Below are 24,617 nucleotides of genomic sequence, written 5' to 3'. Positions count from 1 at the left end.
ATCCGGCCCAGGTCTGGACCCCCTTCTGTCCGGACCGCCGCCATCCCAAGCAGGGTGGGCCCGGCCCGACCCGGCAGGGCCGAGCCCACCCACCCCGGTGAGTACCCCGCGCCCCTCAGGCGCGCGGGACCGTCCTCGATATGCGGCTGCGCCGCGGGGCGCGACCAACCACTACGCACCCGCACCCGTTCGTGCGGCGCGTCCCCACCCACTCGAAAATCCTCGTGGCCCCTTCGCACCCTCGCGTATGCCACCGGCACATGTCTCACCGCCACCCACATCCGTCACCCCGGAGTGCTCGCATGCAGACACCAGCCCCTTACCTCCACCGCGCGGCATCCGGCCGCCCCTACTTCAGCGGCGACGGCGAGACCTACCTCGCCCCGACCCCGTTGCGCGACATCGAGAAGTCCCGCCCGCTGCGGGTGCTCTCGGAAGCGGACTTCGCGTTCTGGCAGACGTACGGCTATGTCGTCGTCCGCGAGGCCATCACCCCCGGCGAGGCCAAGCAACTCCTCGACTTCGCCTGGGAGTTCCAGGGCCTGGACCCGGACCGCCCGGAAACCTGGTACGAGCGACCGGACTTCCGCTCCGAACTCGACCAGCACCTCTTCATCTACGGCTTCGTCGAGTCGTACCACCACCAGCTCCTCTGGGACAGCCGGCAGAGCCGGCGGGTCCACGACGCCTTCGTGGACGTCTGGGACTGCGAGGAACTGTGGGTCACCCTCGACCGCCTCAACCTCAACCCGCCCAACACCGGCACCCGTTCACGCTCGCTGATCGAGCCCACCACCGAGGGCTTCGACATCGATCTGCACTGGGACGTGGACACCACCCTGGCCGTGCTGCCCCAGCGCGTGCAGGGCATCATCGCGCTGAACGACACCCGCCCCGAACTCGGCGGCTTCCAGTGCGCCCCCGAACTCTTCCGCCGCTTCGAGGAATGGCGCCTCGCCCAGCCACCCGGCCGCGACCCGATCCGCCCGAACGCCGACCGCGCCGAGTTCCCGGTGGTCCGCCCCGACCTCCAGGCCGGTGACCTGCTCATCTTCAACGGGCTGCTCGCGCACGGCGTCGCCCCCAACCACTCGGAGCGCGGGGTCCGGGCCGTCCAGTACCTGTCGATGATGCCCGCCCTGGAGGAGCACACCGCTTTGCGCGACTCCCGCGTGCACTCCTGGCGCACCCTGGCCACCCCCGACTGGAACGCCACCCTCCTCGGCGACGCCCGCCGCCCCGAGGCGGCGCGCTACGGCACCGCCGAACTCAACCCCCTGGGCCGCAAGTTGCTCGGCCTCGACTCCTGGACCGGCGGAGGCGACGCCCAGTGAAGCACCGCATCTGCCTCAGCCTGCCCACCAACCGCGCCTGCCCCGCGACGATCACCGCCCTGCACCAGGAGGCCGCCTACGCCGTCCGCCACTTCGACGTGGACGTCCACCTCCTGATCCTCGACTCCGCCGACGCCCCCACCCGCGCCGACCACCTCCGGGTGATCGCCGCGCTCCCCGAGATCCCCCAGGTGACCGTCCACCACATGGACGAGGACCAACAGCGCGCGAAGCTTAGCGAGTTGCTTTCCTCAGCGGGTCTGCCCTCCGACCTCCTCCACCTGCTGCTCCCGCCCGCCGTCTCCTACGGCGCCTGCACCAACCGCGCCTTCCTGTTCGCCGCCGCGCTCGGCTGCCGTTCCGTGCACCGCAGGGACTCGGACAGCACCTATCAACTCCACGCCGGACAACCGGTGTTCCCCATCCACCACGAGCTGCCCTGGCTGGGCCGCCCGGCCGCCGAGGCGACGGCCGCCGGTCTGCACACCGACCTGGACCCGGCCCACGCCCACCGCCCGGTCTCCATGGCCGGCGCCTCCTTCATCGGCGAACTCTCCGTCGACATAGCGGAGATACGCCGTCTCGACCCGGCCGTCTACCACGACGTCGTCAGCCTCTGGGCGCCCACCGACTGGCCTGAGGAGCGCAAACGGGACCTGGTCGCCGAGTCCTTCACCGGCGCGGGCACCGCCCCGTTCACCGGTGACCGCTCGACCCTCACCCTGGTCGACCCGATGCGCGTCGACATGTGCAACATCGCCTTCGACCGGGCCGTCTACGAGCGCGTCCCGCTGCCGCCCGCCACGGACACCATCGGCAGCGACTACTTCCTCCTCCACCTGGTCCACGACGCCACCCTGCCCGGCATCCTCCACAACCGGCACATCGAGAACTTCCACACCCCCGAACGCCGCACCCCCACCGGCTTCCCGGCCTATCAGCGCCGCTTCGTGAAGTTCCTGCTGTCGATGCGCTACTTCCACCATGTCTACGACCGCATGACCGCCACGGGCCCCGCCCTCCTGGACGACGACGGCCGGCTCCGCCCCGACCGGATCACCGGGTTCCTCCACGAGAGCACCACCCTGGACCCCGGCGAGAACCTCTGGCGCCTGGACCGCCTGGACACGTCGTACCGCAAACTGGGCGGCGGCTACGCGGAGTTCGCCGACCAACTGCACGCCGAGCGCGACGAGTTGCTGACCGAGGCCGCCTCGGACATCACGGCGTACGCGGACTTGATCGACGCCTGGCCCGCCCTGATCGAAGCGACCCGCACATGAGCGCCCCCAAGGGGCGCGAGGAACCGCGCGACCGACCACAACGCACCCGCACCCGCCCGGCCACACTCCCCGGCACCCCCACAGACGCACTCACCACCGCCCTGTCCACCACCGCCACCGACCGCATCGTCTACAACCTCACCGGCATAGAACACCAATACGACTCCCTCCTCACCGAACTCCCCGGCACCGACATCCGCTTCGCCCTCAAGGCATGCCCCGTCGACGACGTCCTGCACTGCCTCGCCACCCGCGGCGCGGGCTTCGACGCCGCGAGCCCCGCCGAGATATCCCAAGCCCTCCGCACCGGCGTCGACCCGAGCCGTATCCACTACGGCAACACCATCAAGTCCGACCACGACATCGCCGAGGCCCACCGCCAGGGCATCCGCACCTTCGCCACCGACAGCGTCGAGGACGTCACCGCCATCGCCCGGCACGCCCCCCGCGCCCGCGTGTTCTGCCGCCTCGCCACCAGCGGGGAGGGCGCCCTGTGGGGCCTGAACCGCAAGTTCGGCTGCGCCCCCGAGGACGCGGTACGCATCCTGGACACGGCCCGTTCGGCCGGCCTCACCCCCGCCGGTCTGTCCGTGCACGTCGGTTCCCAGCAGATGACCGCCGAGGGCTGGCAGGCCGCCTTCGACCTGCTCGCCGAGACCCTGACGGCGCTGGCCGGGCGGGGGATCGTACCGGACCACGTCAACCTCGGCGGCGGACTGCCCGCGCTCGGCTACCGGGACCGTCACGGCGACCCCCTCGACCCTCCCCTCGACAAGATCTTCGCCGTGCTCCGCGAGGGCATGGACCGGCTGCGCGCCCTCGCCCCCGTCACCTTCGTCATGGAACCGGGCCGCCATCTGGTCGCCGACCACGGCGCCGTCCGCGCCCATGTCGCCCGCCTCACCCACCGCAGCGGGCCGGACGGCGAGGACACGCACTGGCTCTACCTCAGCTGCGGCAAGTTCAACGGCCTTTACGAGATGGACCAGTTGACCCACCACATGGTCTTCCCCGGACAGCCGGACGCGGGGGAGACCGTACCGGCGATCGTCGCCGGCCCGACCTGCGACAGCGACGACGCCTACGGCGCCGGCCTGCACCCGGTCCGCGTCCCGCGGTCCCTCGCCTCCGGTGACCCGGTGTGGATCCTCTCCGCCGGCGCCTACGCCACGAGTTACACCACCGGCGGCTTCAACGGCTTCGGACCGCTGCCCTGCGTCTGCGTCCGCGCGCACAACTCCCCAGACGACGAACGGCCTTGAAATGAACGACCACATACGCATCCGGGAGATAGCGGCCCCCGACTGGCCCGCGCTGGCCGCCCTCGAACACGAGGCGTACGCGCACCTCTCCCTCGCCGAGGGCGAGCATCTGCTGCGCTCCCGCGCCGCCGCCTCACCCGCGACCTGCTTCGCCCTCACCGTGGACGGTCAACTGGCGGGCTACACCCTCACGTTGCCCTACCCCCGCCCGCACTGCCCCGACCCGACCCGCCCCGAACACACCCGCCACGACACCACCAACCTGCATCTGCACGACCTGGTCGTCAGCGCTCCGCTGCGCCGCAGGGGACTGGGCAGCCGCCTGGTGCGCCACGTCACCGAGACGGCACGGGACCGCGGCTTCGAGACGGTCTCCCTGATCGCGGTGGCCGGCAAGGAGACCTTCTGGCGGGCGAACGGCTACGCGCCCCACCCGGAGACCCCCGTCCCGTCGGCCTACGGCGCCGACGCCCTCTACATGTCGGCCCGTCTGCCCCGCGAAGCGCTGAGGACGTCCTGATGCCCACCCCCTCCTTCTCCCGCGCGAAGTGGTCGATCGCGGCCCTGTTCTGCTTCCTCGGCTTCCAGTACGGCACCTGGGTCTCCCGCCTCCCCGCGCTGAAGGCCCGCCTCGATCTGGGAGCCGGGGAAGTGGGCCTCCTCCTGATGGCCTGCGGTGCGGGCGCGGCGGCCGCGTTCCCGCTGGTCGCGGTGCTGATGCGGCGCCTGGGCTCCCGCACCCTGTCGCTCGCGTCGGCGCTGGCCCTGATCGTCGTACTGGCCGCGCTGTCGGTCGTACCGAACTACCCCCTGGCCCTTCTCGCGGTCTGCGCCGACGGGGTCGCCGTCGGCTGCCTCAACGTCGCCATGAACGCGCAGGGCGCCGCACTGGAGTCGTCGTACGACCGCACGGCCATGTCCCAGCTCCACGCCACCTTCAGCGCGGGCCTGCTCACCGCGGCCCTCCTGACCTCCGGGGTCACCAGCCTGACGCCCTCCGTCCCGGCCCATTTCGCCGTCGCCGGCGCGGTGTTGCTGCTCCTGCCGGTGTGCGCCCGCCGCGGCCTGCTCCCCGACGCGCCCGCGCCGACGGAGACCGCGACGGCGACGGCGGCCACGGGGAAACAGCGCACGCGACGCCGGTCCCTCCCCTCCGGCCTGACCCTCCTCATGGGCTGCGCCATGACCTTCGGCACGATCACCGAGGGCGCGATGAACGACTGGTCGACCCTCTACCTCAAGGACACCGTCAAGGCGTCCTCGACGGTCGCCCCGCTGGGCATCGCGGTGGTCTCCGCGACGATGCTCCTGGCCCGCGCCTGCGCCGACCGCTGGCGCGACCGCTGGGGCGACGGCCCGGTGGTGCGCGCGGGCAGCGCACTGGCCGCCGCCGGACTGGGCCTCGCCCTGCTGACCGGCGGCGTGCCCGCGACGCTCCTCGGTTTCGCCTGCGTCGGCCTCGGCGCGGCCGCCATCACGCCGTGCGTGTACGTCGCCGCCGCCGAACGGGGCTCCGACGCCCTGTCGTTGGTCGCCGCCATGGGCACCACGGGCCTACTGGCCGGCCCCGCCTTGATCGGCTTCGTGGCAACGGCGGGCGGCCTCACCCTGGGCATGGCAGTGGTCGCCGCCTCGGCCCTCGCGGTCACCGCCACCGCGATCCGGATCCCCTGGAACATCCGCTCCACCCCGGAGCCTCAGATGAGTCCCTTGCCCTCGATGACCGACGACAACCGAGAGGGCAGCGCCGCGTAGCCACCCCTGCGCGCCGAACTCCCTGCCCGCGCCGGAGACGCCGGACCTGATGCCGGTGTGTCGGCGGTCGACGTCAGCGCGATGTTGCCGTGTGGGAGAGTTCCGGCCTCATCGAGGTGGCATAACGCGGAATGAGGAATTCCGTACATATGCATCACGTGTCTCCTTTAGCGTGATCGCATGAGCGAAGATCGTTCCTTCTCGGTACCGGCCCTTCGGGATCTTGTGTCGGACGAGGACTGGTTGGGGCTGACGCGGTATCCGTCCTGGACGTATCCGACGGACCGAACCGTGTTACGGCAGGGTGAGCGAGGGACTCATGTGCTCGCCCTGATCAGTGGACTGGTCAAAGTGGTCCGAACCGACCGGGACGGGCGGCAGCGACTGCTCGCCTTCCGCGGACCGGGGGAGATCCTGGGCGAGATGGCGCTGCAGCAGGGAGGGGTGCGGCTGGCCGATGTGCAGACGATGAGCAAATGCAAAGCATCTGTGATCCCCGCTGAAGATTTCCACCGTTTCGTGGACGAGCGCGGGCTTGCGTACACCTTGGCCGTGTTGGCGTCCCATCGACTGCGGGAACAGGCCGAGATTTATGACGGCGCTGTGCACGAACGCCTCGCCGCGGCGCTGCTTCGCCTTGTCGAACTCTCCGGCGGCGTGCGGTCCTTTCCGCTGACCAGAGAGGAGATGGCCCAGCACATCGGAGTGGGACGCAAGTCCGTCACCAAGGCACTGCTGCAGCTGGGAACGGATCAAGTGAGGGTCGCCAAGAGCCGGATAAATGTGATCAATGTCGAAGACTTGAGAAAGACCCTCGCCGGCAGCACTGGCATGTGACGGCCGAGTGTCCCACGTCACGTTCCGTCTGTGCCTGTGGAACGGAGCGAATACGCGACCGCTGTGAAGCTCAAGACGCACGACCACCGCACGTACGGCGTCGTCGCCCGGCCTGTCTCGGCCGGGCGGCCTTCACAGAGGAGCGACATGCACGAGCACATCGGCGAATTGCCTCGGGGAATGGCCGGTTCGTACAGCCGCAGCCGCCCGCTGCCCCCGTACCGGGGCATCCTTGCCGTGGATGCCAAGGACTTCACGGGGCGACCGGCCATCGAGCACGAAGTCATCAGCCGTGTTGTACCCGAACTTCTCAGGACGGCGCTTATCAGAGCGGAACTGGGAGAACTCTGGAACGACCGCAAGTTCCCCGCCTCCACGGGCGACGGCTATGTACTCGGCTTCGACCCCTCGCTGATGCCCTTCGTGGTCCATCCTCTCCTGCTCACGCTGCAGGAGGTACTGACGGACCACAACATCCTGTCTCACGGAGTAGCACCCATCAGACTCCGAGTCAGCCTGCACATCGGCCCGCTGCCCGACACCGGTGACGAGTTCAGCGGCAACGGCACGGCACGCAACGACACGCACCGACTGCTCGATTCCCGCCCCGTGAAAGCTGTGCTCGCCTCGCACAAGGCGAACATCACGCATGTCGCGGCCATCCTCTCGGATCGCTGCTTCCAGGAGGCGGTCGCCAGCGGGTACACCGGCCGCCACCCCGATCACTTCGTGGAGGTGGCCGCCACGGTCGACGGCAAGCCGTTCTTCCAGCGGGCCTGGATCTACGTACCCCAGCCGTCCGGACCGCTGCACGAGGAGATTCCGGCCGGTGACGTCGCTCAGGAGCCGTCCCTGGAGAAGGCTGCCCCTCCGGTGGAGGCCGGCGAGCGAGAGAGCCGGCATGTGCGGAACAGTGCCCCGAACGGAAACATCAACACGGGCACCGTCCACGGTGGGCAGAGCGTTTCCAACTCCCACGTCGCCGGGGATCACGTGACAGGCAACAAGGCCGGTCACGTCCGTGGCTTCCAGGGAGACCAGGTCCGCGGCGACAAGTATCAGGGCCGGCAGTGACCGCGGATGCACAGGCGGCTCCCAAAGAGCCTGGACCTGGCACGTCGCCGGAGGACTCGTCCCAGAAGGAGGAGCTTCCCACGGAGGCGGAGCACGACGTCTCCGAGTTGATCGACGCCATCGGCGGGGCGGCAGGCACCCGAGGCCCGGTCGTGTACGCGCCCTATGCGAATCTCAACGCCGGCTCTGTACACGGCGGTCAACGTGTGCACAACGGGCCCGCCGGCGAGGGACGGGGGCGGCAAGCGGCCAGGGTGCGCGAGGGGCCGATCCCGGAGGCCGAAGTGCAGGCGGCGGCATTCGGGTTCGCGGAACCCGAATGGTTCGACACCGCTCTGGAACAGCTGAGCCAGGGACTGCTTTTCCTTGCCGGGCGGCCGGGCTCCGGCCGCCGCACGGCGGCGCTCAATCTACTGCGTGCGAACTGTGGGGAGGAGGCTCCGTTGCGCGCCCTGGACAGCGTCGCGGAGCTGGACCGCTGGCAACCCACCGACACTTCGGCCCGTGGCTACCTGATGGACGGACTGTTCCCGACCCGGCCGCTGGGGCCCGGTGTCCTGGGGCATGTGCGGTCGCTGCTGGAGCGAGCCGGGGCATGCATGGTCATCGTCCTGCCCGATGACGCGGCTCTGCTGCGTCGACTCGAACAGGACCTCCACGTCAGACCCACCGAGTGTGTACCGCCGCGGCCTGCCTTGGTGTTCGCCAGTCACTTCGAAGCCGCTGTCCCGAGTCAACTCGAACGAGAACGCCTGCTTGCGGCGCTGGACCAGAACCATGGTCTGGGAGACCTGCTGGTACCCGAGTTGGTGCCGGCCGAAGTGGTCGAACTGGTGGCGACCCTCGTGGCGGCGGACGGTGACCCGAACGCGCTCGGTGACCTACAGGCCCGGCTGAGTTACCGGGCCGAGCGGGAAGTCCCCGCATTCATCCAGGGGTTACGCGATGAGCCTGACGCCCTGGCCTTCCTGCTGGCTGCCTGTGTCTTCGAGCGGCTGGACTACCGGATCCTCCGGGAGGAGGCGGACCGGTTGCTGAAGTTGTCGAACGGGCGTCTGGCGGCCATGCTGCCGGCGACGGACGCCCAGGGAGCCGAGAACGCGGAACGGCCCAATCCGGACTTCGTCTTCCGGCGCTCCCTGACGGAACTGCTGCACGCTGTCCGCGCTTCTCGGCAAACGCGCGAGATCCGCACCGGGGGCTCCTACGCGCACAGCGTGGAGCCGGTTGTGTTCGTCAGGCACCGGCAGGCCGAAGCGGTGCTCAGGCACGTGTGGCGAGAGTACGGGCAGTTGTCGGATCTCTTGGTCGAATGGCTGCGGGAGGTGAACCGCGCCGCTGAGCTGACCTTGCCGGTAGGTCAGGTCATGGGCAGAGCGGCGAGCTGGGGAGGCGGACGGCGGGCATTGCGGCACATCCAGGCTCTGGCCGAGTCCGAGCGTACGACCAGCCGCCTCATCGCGGCGCACGCGCTGGGTATCGCGGCCGAGGACCCCGTGCTGGTCGGCGAGGTGCGCTATCGCCTCCAGCGCTGGAGCCTGGCAGCCAGCTCCACCTTGAGAACCACGGTGGCGTACGCATGCGCTGCGGAGTTCGGGCTGGCGCGCCCGGACCTGGCACTTCAGCTCCTGCGCACCCTCATCTCAGGCGGACAGTTTCGCGCGGGAGAGGGGGAGGACGAACGGGTGTTCATGGCGGTGCGCGCAGCGGTCCTGAACCTGTTCCAGGCCGGCAACGAGGAAAAGGTGTTCGGTCGGCTTCTTGAGTGGCTGAGCACCGAGGAGTTCGACCAAGAGCCCTTGCTCGTGTTGTTCAGCCAGCTACTGAGATCCCCTTCGTGGTTCCAGCGGAAACTCGCCGAAGAGGCTCCTGAAGCCGGGCTGATCGCCGACACCGTTCGGCACGCACTGAACCTGGACAGCTCGTTCGACTCCACCTGTTCCGACTTGCTGCGCTGGGCTGAATGGGGGCAATGGGACGAAATCCTGTTCCGGGCGGTGGAAAACCTGTTCACCGTCTTGGCCGGTTCCATGCAGTTCGGCGAATTCCGACTGTTCGTGGAGATGGACGAGCGAGGCAGCGATGGCTGGGCGGGGCTGAAAGTGGCACGTGCTGCGCTCAGCAGATGGCGCGAGGGCGATACCGGGAGACGGTCATGAACGACGAAACAACCGAGCGGCTCTACCACAGGGCGTCAAAGCCGCCCTGGCGGGAAATCCTCAGTCATCGCTGGTTCGCCGCGAAGGATTGGTCCCTGGTACTCAGAGACGGCACGGGAGACTACTTCCTCCTCGGCCGCCGTGGGGACCCCGAGGACGTCGGCGCGTACGCGCCCGTGCCCGACGAAGCTGCCGCACCTGCTCTCGGCGGCACCTATACCGAGGCCTTCCGGGTGGATGGGACCGAGCACGTGGACACGCGTGCGGTCGGCCTTCCCACCGTGTACGGCACGGAGTCCGTGGATCTGTGGGTGTCGTGGTGGGTCCACGACCCTGTGCGTGTCGTTCGTACGAGGACTGTGCACGGCTGGCATGTGGTCCGCACGCATCTCACGGCCTCCCTGCACCACTTGGCGGAGGCCCAGATGGTGGCAGGAAACGGGCTCGGCGCTCCCGAGATCATGCAGCATCTCGGCATGCCGCAACGCATGGAGGAGACGGGCCTGAGCTACCGGGTGTTCGATGTGCGGCTCCGGGAAAGCGGTGAGGAACTCCTCCTCGGGCAGGAGGAAGGCGAGGGTGTTCGCTATTCCTGGACTCCCAGTCGGCGTGGAGAGTACGAGTTCTGCCTCCAGGCGCTGCACGCCGGCCCGGTGTCCCTCGCGGCGCTCTGGCTGCTCAGGCACCCCGACCAAGTGCGACAGGTGCTGGACTGGGCAGTCGATCACCCGACCCTGCTCAGTCCGCCGCGCACCGACTGGCAGGAGGAACTGGCTGCCCTGCTCGGGAAGCTGACCGACCAGGAACGCAAGGAGATCTCCTACATCCTGCGTGATCGCATCTCTGCGCTGGGTCGGCCGGTCCCCAGCGCGCCCCTCTGACCCCGGCAGTAAAACTCGGATCTCGAATGAATGGACGGGTATGCGTCTACGGACAGCATGCCCGTCCATTCGCATATGGTGCTCCGGGCGCCACCTGAATGTGATCGCAGTCACCCCCTGTGCGAGCTTCGGGAACAGACCGATGTGCAGATCTCCGGGAACCTTGAGGAAATCCCGGAACCCGCACACGACTCGTCCAGGAGGAGCCCATGCCGCTACCCCCGCACCCCGGAATCTTTGTCACCGTCGAACGGAATTGTGCCGACAGTGACCCGACGCCCAGACTTCGACTTCGCGAAGAAACTGAAGAACTTGCCGTTCCTCTTTCCCTGCCTCAGGCCCGCCAGGCGCTCTATGACCGGTCCATGCGCCCCGCCGTGCGCTCCGACCTGTGGCGCCAGATCGCGGAACGCCGGCGTCTCGGGGACGACGGGGTCGGCTGGCCGCTGGCGGTGGTGTGGCTGGGCCTTCCGGGGCTTCGACGGTCCGCGTTCAGAATCGCCCGGTCGTGCCGTGCCGATCGGGGAGAAGTGGAGGCCGAGCTCGTCACCTGCTATCTCGAAGCGCTGGACGGGGTCGAAGCGTACAGTTCCGACCCCGGCGGTCAGGTGTTGCGCTCAGCCTGTTCGCGGGCATGGGCTTTATGGCGTGCCGCCCGCGCCGAGACGGTCGTGGACGACGTGGAGACCTCCCGACGTGCTCCCGTCGAATGGGATGCGGAAGGTCCCTGGGAAATGTATGACGACCCGCCTGAGGGGTCGTTCGGATTTTCGGCGCCTGTACGAATCGCCGTCCCTGCCCACCGTGTGGAAGGCGTGCGGCTCGGTGCGCTGGCCCAGACATGGAACATGGCCGGGACAGCCAAGGGCGCCCGATACCAGGACCGAGGCCGTCAGGTCGCCAAGATCTCCCTGCGGCGCGTCGGGAGGAAGGGATGAGCGGCCACGCCGAGTCCCCTCTTACCTTCCGTGAGATCTTCAACCTTCCGGTCAGTATCGACTTGAGAACGGCGGCCAGAGCATTCGGCATGTGCCTGGACACCGCCTACCGGCTTGTCGCCGAGGACACCTTTCCCTGCCCCACTGTCCGGGTCGGCCGACGCCACCGGGTGCTCACGGTGGACCTGCTGCAGGCATTGGGCATCGAGGAGCGTCCGGTCTTCGCCGACGAAATCGCCGATGGAATCGCGCTCACTCTCTTCGACTGACGGCCGACCTCGGCTCACGAAGGCGTTGGTGCACGGTCGGTCAACACCGTTGGCACGCACGGCGCCATCGCCCCACCTTCCCCCGCTACCTTCCGGACCGAGCGGCGGCGCAGGGGCGGGAGAGCCAGGCGAGGCTGCCGTCATGGGACCGCGCGGCTGTTTATCCGGGCGGCCGCGGGCAAAACGCAGTCCATGAGAGGCATCGACTCCGTCATACGAACCGTGGCCCACGTGCTCGCGGGCATCCTGGTCGTCTGGATTCTCATGGACCTGCTCCACGCCAACCGGGGCAACACCGTCGTCGGCTGGTTCCACTCCGCCGCCGACTGGCTCGCCGGGTGGTCGATCGGTCTCTTCCACGTCTCCGGGCACACCCTCCAGGTGCTCCTCGACTACGGCATCCCCGCGGTCGTCTACGTGGTGATCGCGAATGTCGTCGCGGGCAGGGCGTTCGCCAGGGCGTAGGTTCTGGCGTCAGATGGGGGCCGTGTGAGGACTGCGAGCCCAGGGATGCCGCCGCACCTCGTTCGGCCCGCTCCTCAGCGGGGCAGGACGAGGTGCGGCGGCATCCGTGTGTCAGATGTCCCGGAAGATCTCGATCTGCGCCCCGATCGAGTTCAGGCGCTCCGCGAGGTCCTCGTAACCCCGGTTGATGACGTACACGTTGCGCAGCACCGACGTCCCCTCCGCCGCCATCATCGCCAGCAGGACGACGACCGCGGGGCGCAGGGCCGGGGGGCACATCATTTCGGCGGCGCGCCAGCGGGTGGGGCCCTCGACGAGGACGCGGTGCGGGTCGAGGAGCTGGAGGCGGCCGCCGAGGCGGTTGAGGTCGGTGAGGTAGATCGCCCGGTTGTCGTAGACCCAGTCGTGGATCAGGGTCTGGCCGGAGGCCACCGCCGCGATCGCCGCGAAGAAGGGGACGTTGTCGATGTTCAGGCCCGGGAACGGCATCGGGTGGATCTTGTCGATCGGCGCCTCCAGCTTGGAGGGACGGACCGTGAGGTCGACCAGGCGGGTACGGCCGTTGTCCGCGAAGTACTCCGGCGAGCGGTCGTGGTCCAGGCCCATCTCCTCCAGGACCGCCAGCTCGATCTCCAGGAACTCGATCGGCACCCGGCGCACGGTGAGTTCGGACTCGGTGACCACCGCCGCGGCCACCAGGCTCATCGCCTCGACCGGGTCCTCGGAGGGCGAGTAGTCCACGTCGACGTCGATGTTGGGCACACCGTGCACGGTCAGCGTGGTGGTGCCGATGCCCTCCACCTTCACGCCCAGCGCCTCCAGGAAGAAGCACAGGTCCTGGACCATGTAGTTGGAGGACGCGTTGCGGATGACGGTCACGCCGTCGTGCCGCGCCGCGGCCAGCAGCGCGTTCTCGGTCACCGTGTCGCCGCGCTCGGTCAGCACGATCGGGCGGTCGGGGCTGACCGTGCGGTCCACCTGCGCGTGGTACTGGTTCTCGGTCGCCGCGATCTGCAGCCCGAACCGGCGCAGCGCGATCATGTGCGGCTCGATGGTCCGGGTGCCGAGGTCGCAGCCGCCGGCGTACGGCAGCTTGAACTGGTCCATGCGGTGCAGCAGCGGGCCGAGGAACATGATGATGGAACGGGTGCGTACGGCCGCCTCGGCGTCGATCGCCGTCATCTCCAGCTCGGCCGGCGGGACCAGTTCCAGGTCGACCCCGTCGTTGATCCAGCGGGTGCGCACGCCGATGGAGTTGAGCACCTCCAGCAGGCGATACACCTCCTCGATGCGCGCGACCCGGCGCAGCACCGTGCGCCCCTTGTTCAGCAGGGACGCGCAGAGCAGGGCCACACAGGCGTTCTTGCTCGTCTTGACGTCGATGGCGCCGGACAGCCGTCGGCCGCCGACGACCCGCAGATGCATCGGGCCCGCGTAGCCCAGCGATACGATCTCGCTGTCCAGAGCCTCACCGATGCGGGCGATCATCTCAAGGCTGATGTTCTGGTTGCCGCGCTCGATGCGGTTGACCGCGCTCTGGCTGGTGCCGAGCGCCTCCGCGAGCTGCGTCTGCGTCCAGCCCCGGTGTTGCCGGGCGTCACGGATGAGCTTGCCGATGCGTACGAGGTAGTCGTCTGCCATGAGGTTGAGGTTATCTCAGATATGAGATGGCGCCCCGCTGGGGGGTCCATTTGGGTGATGGCGCGTCAATGACCTGCGGGTTCCCCGGGGGTGTGCAGGGCGTGGGCGATTCGTTCCGTAATGCCGCTCATTACGGATTTGGCCGCCGATGGGGCGATGAGGCCATGGGATTACGGGGCTGCGATGGCGCGACGGGGGAGCGGGGACGAGTAGACGACGCTGGTCGTCACGGACCCCAGGACACCGATTCGGCCGGAAATCTCCTCCAGGTGGCGCATCGAGCGTGCCGCCACCTTGATGACGAAGCAGTCGTCACCCGTCACGTGATGCGCCTCCAGGATCTCCGGCATCGCCTCGACCAGGTCGTGGAACGGCTTGTAGTTGCCGTTCGGATAGCGCAGTCGTACGAACGCCAGGATCGTCAGCCCGACCCGTTCCGGCTCCACGACCGCCGCGTAGCCGCTGATGACCCCGGCCTCCTCCAGCCTCCGCACGCGTTCCGTGACCGCGCTGGCCGACATGGAGACGGCCCGCGCGAGGTCGGCGAAGCTGGTCCGGCCGTCCCGCTGGAGGGCGTCGAGAATGCGCCAGTCGATGGCGTCCAGTGATATCGCGGTCATGGTCGAGAAATAGCACGGATTCCCCGGCCGAACGGGTGACATCGCCGTGGATCGAACCTTCAGAACGTCGATCGCGGTCCGTAGATTTCTAGCCGGAGGGCCGGACCACCTCAGCGCCGAGCCCCGCCGGACCAAGAGCCGCGCCCCGCCGGACCAAGAGCCGCGCCCCGCCGGACCAAGAGCCGCACCCTGCCGGACCAAGAGCCAAGCCCCGCCGACAAGAAAGGCCCCACCCTCATGTCCACGACCGCCTCCGCCACCCCCACGACCGCCCCCGCCACCCCCGCCGAAACCACCACCCCCACCGAAGCCGCCGCCCACTTCCGCGCCTCCCTCCGCTTCCACACCGACGTCGCCGACGTGGCTGCCGCCCTCGCCGCCCCCGGCGGCCCCGGCTTCGTCCTCCTCGACTCCCGCTCCACCGGCTCCTGGGACCAGGGGCACATCCCCGGCGCCGTCCACCTCCCCACCGCGCTCATCCCCGCACAGGCCCCCGCCCTGCTCGACCGGGCCGTCCCCGTCGTCACCTACTGCTGGGGCCCCGGCTGCGACGGCGCCACCCGTGCCGCCCTCGCCCTCGCCGAACTCGGCTACCAGGTAAGGGAGATGCTCGGCGGCTTCGAGTACTGGGTGCGCGAGGGCTTCGCCTACGAGACCTCGCGGGGCCCGGAGCGCCGCGACGCCGACCCCCTGGTCGCCCCGGTCGCGGCCACCTGCGGCTGCTGACCTACGGCCGCGGACGCGGACGGACCGGGTCCTACGACGCCTCGCGCGTCCAGGCCCGCACCGCCAGCCTGCCCGTCGTACCGAGGTCGAGGTGGGGCGTGACCGTCACCGGCGCGGCGCCCTCCTTCGCCCGCACTCTGACGTACGGGACGTCGACCGCCGTACCGAACTCCGTGGTGTTGCGCCACATGAGGCCCGAGACCGCGCTCTCGCCGGGCTTCAGGACCAGCGGGCGGGCCGGGTCGTCGAAGCCGGTGCCGGTGCTGATGCCGCCGCTCCCGTCAAGGATCCGCACGCCATGGACGGGCGCCAGGTCGTCGTCCAGCAGGTCCAGCCGCGGGTACCCGTCGAGCGGGTAGTCGCGCTTGCCGCAGTTCTCCAGGCGCAGGCCCACCACGCGCAGGCCCATCGCGGCGTCGCCGTCGTCGGCGGTCAGACGGATGCCGGAGGGCGGGCACACGCCGGGCGCGGGCGGTGCCTCGGCGGCGGGCACCCGGGTCACCCGGGCGACCTCGACCCGGCCGACCCGCGACGACCCGGGGGCCGGCGGTCCCAGCCGTACCGTGCCGCGCCTCGTCGCGCCCGGGGCGACCGAGCGCACGGTCTCGAAGTGGTTGCCCATGACCGCGCCGCTGTCCGTGGTGAACTCGAACAGGACCGTGTACGTCAGCGCCCGGGTGCCGCTGTTGGTGACCTCGTACGCGGCCGAGATCCCGGAGTCGGCGCCCGGGAGCGGATCGGCGTGCACCACGTGGTCGGAGGGGATGGGGCTCGGGGTCGCGGCGGGGATCGTCACCGACGTGATCCGGACACCGTCCACGGGCGGATCGGACACGGGAACCGCAGACCCGGAGCCGGACTCAGACCCAGACCCCGGTCTCGCCGCGCCGGAGACTCCCACCTGCTCGGACCCGCACGCCGTGAGCACCAGAAGCGCGGCGACGGCGGGAACGGCGGCGGAAAGGAGCGAGGAGGTGGCAGTGCGCATCCGCGCATCCCATCAGCGCTCCGCCCCCCGGGCCATGGCGGAAGCCACAGTTCCGGCCATCAGCGTGCACCCGCCCGACAAGGAAAGCGGCCGGTCCTGCCCGCGTCGGACATCACGCGGACCGCGCCCTCGTCGAAACCGCGGCGAGGCGCGGCGCAGCACATCCTGGCGGCAGGGGCCGCCCCGGCATGACCATCCGGCACCCATGTACTAGAGTTATCTCGACATCGAGATATCTGCCGAGGCGCACCGTAGCCGCCACCCCAGTAAGGCAAGCCTAACTTAGCCTGACCTTACTGGAAGGGCCAAACCGGCGTGGCGGCAGGATTGACGGTGGTAGGCGCACATCAATGAAGGAGACTGTCGTGTCGGCGAACAGCTTCGACGCCCGCAGCACGCTGCAGGTGGGCGACGAGTCGTACGAGATCTTCCGGCTGGACAAGGTGGAGGGCTCGGCCCGCCTGCCGTACAGCCTCAAGGTCCTGCTGGAGAACCTGCTCCGCACGGAGGACGGCGCGAACATCACCGCCGACCACATCCGTGCCCTCGGCGGCTGGGACTCGCAGGCCCAGCCCAGCCAGGAGATCCAGTTCACGCCGGCCCGCGTGATCATGCAGGACTTCACCGGCGTGCCCTGCGTCGTGGACCTCGCCACCATGCGCGAGGCCGTCGCGGCCCTCGGCGGCGACCCGGCCAAGATCAACCCGCTCTCCCCGGCCGAGATGGTCATCGACCACTCCGTCATCGCCGACAAGTTCGGCACCGCCGACGCGTTCAAGCAGAACGTCGACCTGGAGTACGGCCGCAACCGCGAGCGCTACCAGTTCCTGCGCTGGGGCCAGACCGCGTTCGACGACTTCAAGGTCGTCCCGCCGGGCACCGGCATCGTGCACCAGGTGAACATCGAGCACCTGGCCCGTGTCGTCATGGTCCGCGACGGCAAGGCCTACCCCGACACCCTGGTCGGCACCGACTCGCACACCACCATGGTCAACGGCCTCGGCGTCCTCGGCTGGGGCGTCGGCGGCATCGAGGCCGAGGCCGCGATGCTCGGCCAGCCGGTCTCCATGCTGATCCCGCGCGTCGTCGGCTTCAAGCTCACCGGTGAGCTGCAGCCCGGCACCACCGCCACCGACCTCGTGCTCACGATCACCGAGATGCTGCGCAAGCACGGCGTCGTCGGCAAGTTCGTGGAGTTCTACGGCGAGGGCGTCGCCGCCACCTCCCTGGCCAACCGCGCCACCATCGGCAACATGTCGCCGGAGTTCGGCTCCACCGCCGCGATCTTCCCGATCGACGACGAGACCCTCAACTACCTGCGTCTGACCGGCCGTTCGGACCAGCAGGTCGCGCTGGTCGAGTCGTACGCCAAGACCCAGGGCCTGTGGCTGGACCCGAAGGCCGAGCCGGACTTCTCCGAGAAGCTGGAGCTGGACCTCGCCACGGTCGTCCCCTCCATCGCCGGCCCGAAGCGCCCGCAGGACCGCATCGTCCTCGCGAACGCCGCCGAGCAGTTCAAGCAGGACGTCCTCAACTACGTGGACGTCGTGGACGAGGCGGGCCAGGAGTCCTTCCCGGCCTCCGACTCCCCGGCCGTCCGCCCGAACGGCGGCCCGTCCAACCCGGTCCAGGTCACCGCCCCCGACGGCTCGACCTACACGATCGACCACGGCGCGGTCACCGTCGCGGCCATCACCTCCTGCACCAACACGTCCAACCCGTACGTCATGATCGGCGCCGCCCTGGTCGCCAAGAAGGCGGTCGAGAAGGGCCTGTCCCGCAAGCCGTGGGTCAAGTCCACCCTCGCCCCGGGCTCGAAGGTCGTCACCGACTACTTCGACAAGGCCGGCCTCACGCCGTACCTGGACAAGCTGGGCTTCAACCTGGTCGGCTACGGCTGCACCACCTGCATCGGCAACTCCGGCCCGCTGCCGGAGGAGGTCTCCAAGGCGGTCAACGACCACGACCTCGCCGTGGTCTCGGTCCTCTCCGGCAACCGGAACTTCGAGGGCCGCATCAACCCCGACGTCAAGATGAACTACCTGGCGTCCCCGCCGCTGGTCGTCGCGTACTCCATCGCGGGCTCCATGAAGGTGGACATCACCCGTGACGCCCTGGGCACCGACCAGGACGGCAACCCGGTCTACCTGAAGGACATCTGGCCCTCCGAGGCCGAGGTGAACGAGGTCGTCGCCAGCGCCATCGGCGAGGACATGTTCAACAAGTCCTACCAGGACGTGTTCGCGGGCGACGCCCAGTGGCAGTCGCTCCCGGTCCCGACCGGCAACACCTTCGAGTGGGACGCCGAGTCCACCTACGTGCGCAAGCCCCCCTACTTCGAGGGCATGGGCATGGAGCCGGCCCCGGTCGCCGACATCACCGGCGCCCGCGTGCTGGCCAAGCTGGGCGACTCGGTCACCACCGACCACATCTCCCCGGCCGGCGCCATCAAGGCCGACACCCCGGCCGGCAAGTACCTCACCGAGCACGGTGTGGAGCGCCGCGACTTCAACAGCTACGGCTCGCGCCGCGGCAACCACGAGGTCATGATCCGCGGTACGTTCGCCAACATCCGCCTGCGCAACCAGATCGCGCCGGGCACCGAGGGCGGCTACACCCGCGACTTCACCCAGGCCGACGGCCCGGTGTCCTTCATCTACGACGCCTCGCAGAACTACCAGGCCGCCGGCATCCCGCTGGTCGTCCTGGCGGGCAAGGAGTACGGCTCCGGTTCGTCCCGTGACTGGGCGGCCAAGGGCACCGCGCTCCTCGGCGTCAAGGCCGTCATCGCCGAGTCGTACGAGCGCATCCACCGCTCGAACCTCATCGGCATGGGCGTGCTGCCGCTCCAGTTCCCCGAGGGCGCCTCGGCCGAGTCCCTCGGTCTGACGGGCGAGGAGACCTTCTCCTTCGCCGGTGTCACCGAGCTGAACAACGGCACCACCCCGCGCACGGTCAAGGTCACCACCGACACCGGTGTGGAGTTCGACGCGGTCGTCCGCATCGACACCCCCGGCGAGGCCGACTACTACCGCAACGGCGGCATCATGCAGTACGTCCTGCGCAGCCTGATCCGCAAGTAAGCGATCGGTAACCGCGGTTGAGGGCCGCGCCCCTGTTGACGGGGGTGCGGCCCTCTCTTGTGTCTTTGTCTTTCAGGGGCGCGGGGAACTGCGCGACAAGCCACGACGGACCCGCACCCGGCCACCCACCGCCGAACCCACCCCCATCGCCGCGAACCCGACCTCAGATCGCGTCGAACGAGTCCAGCGTCAGCTCCGGCCCGGCCGGCGGAGCCCCCCGCAGCGCCATCTCCGCCCAGATCACCTTCCCCTGCGGCGAATACCTCGTCCCCCACCGCTCCGTCATCTGCTGCACCAGGAACAGCCCGCGCCCGCCCTCGTCCGTCGTCGCCGCGTACCGCAGATGCGGCGACGTGTTGCTCCCGTCGGCCACCTCGCAGATCAGCGCCCGGTCCCGGATCAGCCGCAGCCGGATCGGCTCGGAGCCGTACCGGATCGCGTTGGTCACCAGCTCGCTGAGCACCAGTTCCATGCCGAACGCCTGCTCGTCCAGCCCCCACTCCTCCAGCCGTTCGGTCACGGCCCGCCGCAGCCCCGCGACGGCGGACGGATCGGCCGGTACGTCCCACTCGGCCACCTGGTCCGACGTGAGCACCCGGGTCCGCGCCACCAGCAGCGCGACATCGTCCTTGGGCCCCTGCGGCAGCAGCTCCTCCAGCACCGCCCCGCAGCTCGCGTCCGGGGAGCGGTCGGGATGCCCGGCCAGCGCCCGCCGCAGCAGTTCGAGGCCCTCGTCCAGGTCGCGGTTGCGGTCCTCGACCAGACCGTCGGTGTACAGCACCAGCTGCGTCCCCTCGGCCAGCTCCAGCTCCGCCGTCTGGAACGGCATGCCCCCGAGGCCGAGCGGCGGACCGCCGGGCAGCTCCGGGTAGGTGACGCTGCCGTCGGGATGCACCAGGGCGGGCGCCAGATGCCCGGCGCGGGCCATGGCGCACCGGCGCGTGATCGGGTCGTAGATCGCGTACAGGCACGTGGCCCCCACGATCGCGCCCGAGTCCTCCCCGTCCCCCTCGTCCTGGTCGATGCGCCCGACCAGGTCGTCCAGATGGCTGAGCAGCTCGTCGGGCGGCAGGTCGAGGGTCGAGAAGTTGTGTACGGCGGTCCGCAGCCGGCCCATCGTGGCGGCGGCGTGCAGCCCGTGCCCGACGACGTCGCCGACCACCAGCGCCACCCGGCTGCCCGGCAGCGGGATCACGTCGAACCAGTCCCCGCTCACCCCCGACTGGGACTGGGCCGGCAGATACCGGTAGGCGACGTCCAGGGCGCTCTGCTCGGGCAGGGCGCGCGGCAGCAGGCTGCGCTGGAGGGTGACCGCGAGGGTGTGCTCACGGGCGAAACGGCGCGCGTTGTCGACGCTGACGGCGGCGCGGGCCACCAGCTCGTCCGCCAGCGTCAGATCCTCCTCGTCGAAGGGGTCGCGCTTGGCCCGGTAGAAGTTGGCGATGCCCAGCACCACCCCGCGGGCCCGGATCGGGGCCGAGATCAGGGACTGGATGCCGTACTCCAGGATGTTCTCGGTGCGCTGCGGGTCCTGGGCCCGCCAGTCCGTCGCGGCGGCCAGATCGGGCACCAGTTCGGAATGGCCGGACCCGTAGCCTCGGGCCTGCGGGGTGAACGGCTTGAAGGCGATCAGCCGGTCCCGCTCGTACAGCGGATGGTCGCCCCGGATGCCGTGCACGGCGATACGGCGCAGGGTGGCCGCCGTGGGCGCGGGCTCCTCGCCGTGCAGGATCCCGTCGTCCAGGTCGACCGTGACGTAGTCCGCGAAGCGCGGTACGGCGATCCGCGCCAGCTCCTCCGCGGTGCGCCGCACGTCCAGGCTGGTGCCGACGCCGAGCCCGGCGTCGTAGAGCAGCTTCAGCCGCTCCCTGGCGACCTCGGCGCGCCCGGACAGTGCCTGGAGTTCGGTGGTGTCCCGCAGGGTCACCACGGTGCCGCCAGGGGCTCCGCCGCGGTCGGTGGGCCGCTGGTTGACGGCGAGCAGCCGTTCGCCCGCGAACAGCACCTCGTCGGTGGCCTCGCGCCCGGAGGCCAGCAGCTCCACCGTCTCGGGGTCGAGGCCGGGCAGCTCGGACAGGTGGGAGCCCTCGGCGTCGGGCGGCAGCCGCAGCAGGCGCCGGGCCTCGTCGTTGGCGAGCAGCAGCAGGCCGTCGTCACCGACGATGAGGACGCCCTCACGCACCGAGTGGAGCACGGTGTCGTGGTGCTCGTACATCCGGGTCATCTCGTCGGGGGCGAGGCTGTGCGTCTGCCGCCGCAGCCGCCGCCCGACCAGCGCGGTGCCGCCGGTGGACACGGCGAGCGCGCCCGCCCCGGCGGTCAGGATGATCGGGATCTGCCGGTCCACCTCGTTGGTGACGTTCTTGACCTTGAGTCCGGCGGAGACGAGGGCGGTCACCTTGCCGTGCGCGTCCTCGATCGGCACGGTGGCCTGCATCTCGCGCCCCAGCGGTCCGTGCACGCTCTCCGTGTAGACCTGCCCGGCCAGCGAGGGCGCGATGGTGCCCACGAACCGCTGGCCGATCTTGCTGGGCATCGGGTGCGTGTAGCGGATGCCGTGCGTGTCCATGACGACGATGAAGTCGACCCCGGCCGCCTTGCGCCCCGCCTCGGTGAGCGGCTGGAGCACCTTGGAGGGCTTGGGGGCCGCCAGCGCCTGGAGGACGCCGGGGGAGTGGGCGAAGGTCTCCGCCACGGCGACGGAACGCCGCCGCGCCTCGGCCTGGGTGTCCCGCTCGGACTGGAGGAAGAGGGCGAGCACGCCGCTGAGCACCAGCAGCACCACGAGGGCCACCTGGAGCAGGAAGACCTGCTTGGCGACGCTCCACTGCCTCCCGCCGATCACAGATCGCCACAGCAGGCGTCTGAGCCGAGCAACGGTGTCCGACATGCCGCATTTGTAGCACCGGGGTCCGCTCCGTGGCCACGCTCCGTCCACGGATTGGACATGTGTTCTAGGGGGTGGAACCGCCGAAGATCCGCAGCGGCGGTTCCGGTGCCGTCGCTACGCGGTGACCGCGGCGGTGAAGGCGGCCCAGCTGAGGGGGCCGACCCGGAGGGTGGGGGCCTCGGAGGGGTCCTGCTTGGAGTCCCGGACGAGGATGGAGTGGGCGCAGGAGGCGACTTCGACGCACTGGCCGCCTTCGCTGCCGCTGTAGCTCGACTTGCGCCAGGAAACGGCCACTTCGAGGCACTGGCCGCCTTCGCTGCTGCTGTAGCTCGACTTGAACCACTGAAGTGCGGCGCTCATTGCTCTCCTACCAGACGATCAAGCAGTTCTCTTGAGACCTCGACGGCGAGGACGGCGCGTCCGCTGTTCACCGGACCGAGGAGGTGAAGGCGGCCCAGGTGAGCGGGCTGACCCGGAGTGTGGGAGCGTGGGAGGGGTCCTGCTTGGAGTCCCGGACGAGGATGGAGTGAGCGCAGGAGGCGACTTCGACGCACTGGCCACCTTCGTCGCCGCTGTAGCTCGACTTGCGCCAGGAGACGGCGACCTCGAGGCAGGCGCCGCCTTCGTCGCTACTGTAGGTCGACTTGAACCACTGAAGTGCTTCCGCGCTCATTGCTCTCCTAGCAGGCGGTCGAGCAGGTCCTTGGAGTACTGGATGTTCAGGGCCTGTGTCCGCAGCATCGCATATTTGCGTGCCAGGCGAGACACCTCTTCGGGGTCGGAAACCCACTGGCTACCGCGTTGCGATTCGGTGTAGGCGATCTGCTGATGGTCGGGGGTCTCAAGTAGAGCGAAGGGTCCAGCGACGCCTGCGTGGACAGGGCTGCCCAGCGGTAGCACCTGGAGTGAGAGGCAAGGCAGTTCGGCCACTTCGCGCAGGAAACGCATCTGCTCCTCCCGGGTCTCCTCGCTGCCGATCCTCAGATGCAGCGCGGGCTCCCACACCACGAAACTCAGCGTCGGCGGGCTCTTACGCTTGAGGATCTCCTGGCGACCGAGCCGCAGGCGCAGCGTCGTCTCCAGTTCCTCGGCGTCGTACGCCGGAACGCGATTTTGCAGTACCGCGCGAGCGTAGGCCTCGGTTTGCAACAGACCAGGGATGACCATGGCGTCGTACCACGACAACGCGACCGCGACTTTCTCCTGATCCACGTACTCCTCGACCCACAGCGGATACTGGTCGATCTCCGGCAGGTTCGTCACTCCCGCCGCCAGCGTCCCCTTGGTGCCCAGAAGCTCGTCACACCTCTCGGCGATATCCAGCTTCAGGGGACGTCGGCCCTGTTCGATCGACGCGATGGTCTCGTCGTTGACATTCAGTGCCGCGGCCAGCGCGGGTTGGCTCATACCCGCCGCCCGGCGCGCCGTGCCCAGTTGACGGCCGAGCATCTTCATGGCCGACTGGTTCTTCCTTCGTGCAGGCGTCATGACTGTTGAACTCCCCGTGCCGTCCGTACGCCACCCCGCACGATCCCGTACAAACAATCTGTACGGGATCACCTACTGCCGCAGAATAGTCACGCTGCGCGACATTCGCCCCGTGAATGAGCAGATTGAACTCCTGCGTCAGCGCGACCAGTTCTACGCGCGGGCCCGCCGCTCCGTCCCCGCCGCCAGACGGTTCACGGAGTGGTCGTTGTCGTACTGGGGGCTGACCGAGTGGGAGCGGAGCGCGGATGTGTTGCTCTGCGTGAGCGAGCTGGCGACGAACGCGGTCGTGCACGGTGTCCCGCCGGGCCGGGGCTTCCTGCTGCGGCTGCGTTACGACGGCGCCCTCGTCCGGATCGAGGTCCACGACAGCGGAACGGGTGTTCCCGAGGTCGCGCACCCGGTCCTGGACGAGGGCGGCCGGGGGCTGCTGCTGGTGTCGGTGCTGTCCGACAAGTGGGGCGTGGGGGAGCGGAACCCCGGCAAGATCGTGTGGTGCGACTTCGCCGTGCCCCGGAGGCGGCCCGTCACATGAAGGGCAGCGGGGTGGCCAGCAGCCAGTTGGCCGAGGCCGCTCCGCCGCCGCAGGCCGTCGCCCAGCCCGCCCACTCCTTGCCGGACAGGACCCGCGCCGCCCGCGCGGCCTCGGCGCCGAGGATCACCCCGAAGAAGAGCGGCAGCCACAGATCGTCCCACGCGGTCTCGGGCCCCCCGATGAGCAGCCATCCCACCACGCCCGCGGCCGGCGCCGCGGCCACATGGGACCAGGAGATCTCCTTCGGGGCACCGGCCGGGGCGCGCCGGCGCTGTACGACGATCAGCGCGATCTCTGCGAGGGCTGCGGCTATGGCGATCAACGGGAGCTTCCTGCGGGGGAGGTGGGAACGAAGTCGGCGAACGGAATCATAAAGGATGCGCTTTACC

At 69.5% G+C, this 24,617-nt stretch carries 23 protein-coding genes; 15 read left to right on the top strand and 8 right to left on the bottom strand.

Going from position 1 to position 24,617, the window contains the following annotated elements; translation table 11 throughout:
* Nucleotides 1–302 precede the first annotated feature (302 nt).
* From QHG49_RS08580 to QHG49_RS08525, 12 genes are all read left to right on the top strand, one after another.
* Nucleotides 303–1,334 (top strand): phytanoyl-CoA dioxygenase family protein, encoded by a 1,032-nt coding sequence (locus QHG49_RS08580; protein WP_301488316.1) that lies wholly within the window; start codon nt 303–305, stop codon nt 1,332–1,334.
* Complete coding sequence (locus QHG49_RS08575) at nt 1,331–2,617, top strand: DUF6271 family protein (protein ID WP_301488314.1); 1,287 nt, start codon at nt 1,331–1,333, stop codon at nt 2,615–2,617. Before QHG49_RS08580 ends, QHG49_RS08575 begins: the two co-directional genes overlap by 4 nt.
* Nucleotides 2,614–3,879 (top strand): type III PLP-dependent enzyme, encoded by a 1,266-nt coding sequence (locus QHG49_RS08570; RefSeq protein WP_159705931.1) that lies wholly within the window; start codon nt 2,614–2,616, stop codon nt 3,877–3,879. The genes QHG49_RS08575 and QHG49_RS08570 overlap by 4 nt, the downstream gene beginning before the upstream one ends.
* Nucleotide 3,880: 1 nt before the next feature.
* On the top strand, nt 3,881–4,399 hold the full coding sequence (locus tag QHG49_RS08565) for a GNAT family N-acetyltransferase (protein WP_145486624.1): 519 nt from the start codon (nt 3,881–3,883) through the stop codon (nt 4,397–4,399).
* Nucleotides 4,399–5,634 (top strand): MFS transporter, encoded by a 1,236-nt coding sequence (locus QHG49_RS08560; RefSeq protein WP_145486623.1) that lies wholly within the window; start codon nt 4,399–4,401, stop codon nt 5,632–5,634. Before QHG49_RS08565 ends, QHG49_RS08560 begins: the two co-directional genes overlap by 1 nt.
* Before the next feature lie 180 nt (nt 5,635–5,814).
* On the top strand, nt 5,815–6,471 hold the full coding sequence (locus tag QHG49_RS08555) for a Crp/Fnr family transcriptional regulator (RefSeq protein ID WP_145486622.1): 657 nt from the start codon (nt 5,815–5,817) through the stop codon (nt 6,469–6,471).
* A gap of 147 nt (nt 6,472–6,618) precedes the next feature.
* Nucleotides 6,619–7,545: a hypothetical protein gene (locus tag QHG49_RS08550; RefSeq protein ID WP_159705933.1), complete on the top strand. Its 927-nt coding sequence runs from the start codon at nt 6,619–6,621 to the stop codon at nt 7,543–7,545.
* Nucleotides 7,546–7,652: 107 nt separating this feature from the next.
* Nucleotides 7,653–9,704, top strand: coding sequence for a hypothetical protein (locus QHG49_RS08545; RefSeq protein WP_301488309.1), 2,052 nt, complete (start codon nt 7,653–7,655; stop codon nt 9,702–9,704).
* Entirely contained in the window at nt 9,701–10,585 is an 885-nt protein-coding gene (locus QHG49_RS08540; protein ID WP_301488307.1) for a hypothetical protein, read from the top strand. Before QHG49_RS08545 ends, QHG49_RS08540 begins: the two co-directional genes overlap by 4 nt.
* Before the next feature lie 209 nt (nt 10,586–10,794).
* Nucleotides 10,795–11,523 (top strand): hypothetical protein, encoded by a 729-nt coding sequence (locus tag QHG49_RS08535; protein WP_301488305.1) that lies wholly within the window; start codon nt 10,795–10,797, stop codon nt 11,521–11,523.
* A complete protein-coding gene (locus tag QHG49_RS08530; RefSeq protein ID WP_301488302.1) occupies nt 11,520–11,792 on the top strand; it encodes an AlpA family transcriptional regulator in 273 nt (90 codons plus the stop codon). Before QHG49_RS08535 ends, QHG49_RS08530 begins: the two co-directional genes overlap by 4 nt.
* 192 nt (nt 11,793–11,984) lie before the next feature.
* Entirely contained in the window at nt 11,985–12,257 is a 273-nt protein-coding gene (locus QHG49_RS08525) for a hypothetical protein (RefSeq protein ID WP_301488301.1), read from the top strand.
* Nucleotides 12,258–12,368: 111 nt separating this feature from the next.
* Here QHG49_RS08525 and QHG49_RS08520 read toward each other — a convergent pair whose 3' ends face one another.
* Nucleotides 12,369–13,898: a UDP-N-acetylglucosamine 1-carboxyvinyltransferase gene (locus QHG49_RS08520; RefSeq protein WP_037655348.1), complete on the bottom strand. Its 1,530-nt coding sequence runs from the start codon at nt 13,896–13,898 to the stop codon at nt 12,369–12,371.
* A gap of 170 nt (nt 13,899–14,068) precedes the next feature.
* Nucleotides 14,069–14,518 (bottom strand): Lrp/AsnC family transcriptional regulator, encoded by a 450-nt coding sequence (locus QHG49_RS08515; protein WP_145486615.1) that lies wholly within the window; start codon nt 14,516–14,518, stop codon nt 14,069–14,071.
* 237 nt (nt 14,519–14,755) lie between these two features.
* Here QHG49_RS08515 and QHG49_RS08510 point away from each other — a divergent pair, with 237 nt between their 5' ends.
* Complete coding sequence (locus tag QHG49_RS08510) at nt 14,756–15,244, top strand: rhodanese-like domain-containing protein (RefSeq protein WP_301488296.1); 489 nt, start codon at nt 14,756–14,758, stop codon at nt 15,242–15,244.
* Between the two features lie 31 nt (nt 15,245–15,275).
* On the opposite strand, the gene QHG49_RS08505 is transcribed toward QHG49_RS08510, so the two are convergent.
* Nucleotides 15,276–16,232 (bottom strand): DUF4232 domain-containing protein, encoded by a 957-nt coding sequence (locus QHG49_RS08505; RefSeq protein WP_301488295.1) that lies wholly within the window; start codon nt 16,230–16,232, stop codon nt 15,276–15,278.
* A gap of 365 nt (nt 16,233–16,597) precedes the next feature.
* Here QHG49_RS08505 and acnA point away from each other — a divergent pair, with 365 nt between their 5' ends.
* Nucleotides 16,598–19,315, top strand: a complete 2,718-nt coding sequence (gene acnA / locus QHG49_RS08500; protein ID WP_145486612.1) for an aconitate hydratase AcnA — start codon at nt 16,598–16,600, stop codon at nt 19,313–19,315.
* A 163-nt stretch (nt 19,316–19,478) separates the two neighbouring features.
* Here acnA and QHG49_RS08495 read toward each other — a convergent pair whose 3' ends face one another.
* From QHG49_RS08495 to QHG49_RS08480, 4 genes are all read right to left on the bottom strand, one after another.
* Nucleotides 19,479–22,205, bottom strand: coding sequence for a SpoIIE family protein phosphatase/ATP-binding protein (locus QHG49_RS08495; protein WP_159705955.1), 2,727 nt, complete (start codon nt 22,203–22,205; stop codon nt 19,479–19,481).
* Nucleotides 22,206–22,319: 114 nt separating this feature from the next.
* Entirely contained in the window at nt 22,320–22,565 is a 246-nt protein-coding gene (locus QHG49_RS08490) for a DUF397 domain-containing protein (protein ID WP_301488292.1), read from the bottom strand.
* Between the two features lie 67 nt (nt 22,566–22,632).
* On the bottom strand, nt 22,633–22,878 hold the full coding sequence (locus QHG49_RS08485; protein ID WP_301488291.1) for a DUF397 domain-containing protein: 246 nt from the start codon (nt 22,876–22,878) through the stop codon (nt 22,633–22,635).
* Nucleotides 22,875–23,660 carry a helix-turn-helix transcriptional regulator gene (locus QHG49_RS08480; RefSeq protein WP_159705961.1) on the bottom strand — a complete coding sequence of 262 codons (786 nt, stop codon included), beginning with the start codon at nt 23,658–23,660 and terminating at the stop codon, nt 22,875–22,877. Before QHG49_RS08480 ends, QHG49_RS08485 begins: the two co-directional genes overlap by 4 nt.
* A 145-nt stretch (nt 23,661–23,805) precedes the next feature.
* On the opposite strand from QHG49_RS08480, the gene QHG49_RS08475 reads away from it, so the two are divergent.
* Complete coding sequence (locus QHG49_RS08475; RefSeq protein WP_159705963.1) at nt 23,806–24,228, top strand: ATP-binding protein; 423 nt, start codon at nt 23,806–23,808, stop codon at nt 24,226–24,228.
* Here the strand turns inward: QHG49_RS08475 and QHG49_RS08470 are convergent.
* A complete protein-coding gene (locus QHG49_RS08470; protein WP_301488286.1) occupies nt 24,221–24,550 on the bottom strand; it encodes a hypothetical protein in 330 nt (109 codons plus the stop codon). The two genes, QHG49_RS08475 and QHG49_RS08470, sit on opposite strands and share 8 nt — an antisense overlap.
* Nucleotides 24,551–24,617 lie beyond the last annotated feature (67 nt).

It is taken from the genome of Streptomyces sp. WP-1, from assembly GCF_030450125.1.
GTDB lineage: Bacteria > Actinomycetota > Actinomycetes > Streptomycetales > Streptomycetaceae > Streptomyces > Streptomyces incarnatus.
Note: the sequence above shows the minus strand (reverse complement) of the source record. Positions and strands in the feature narration are given on the sequence as shown.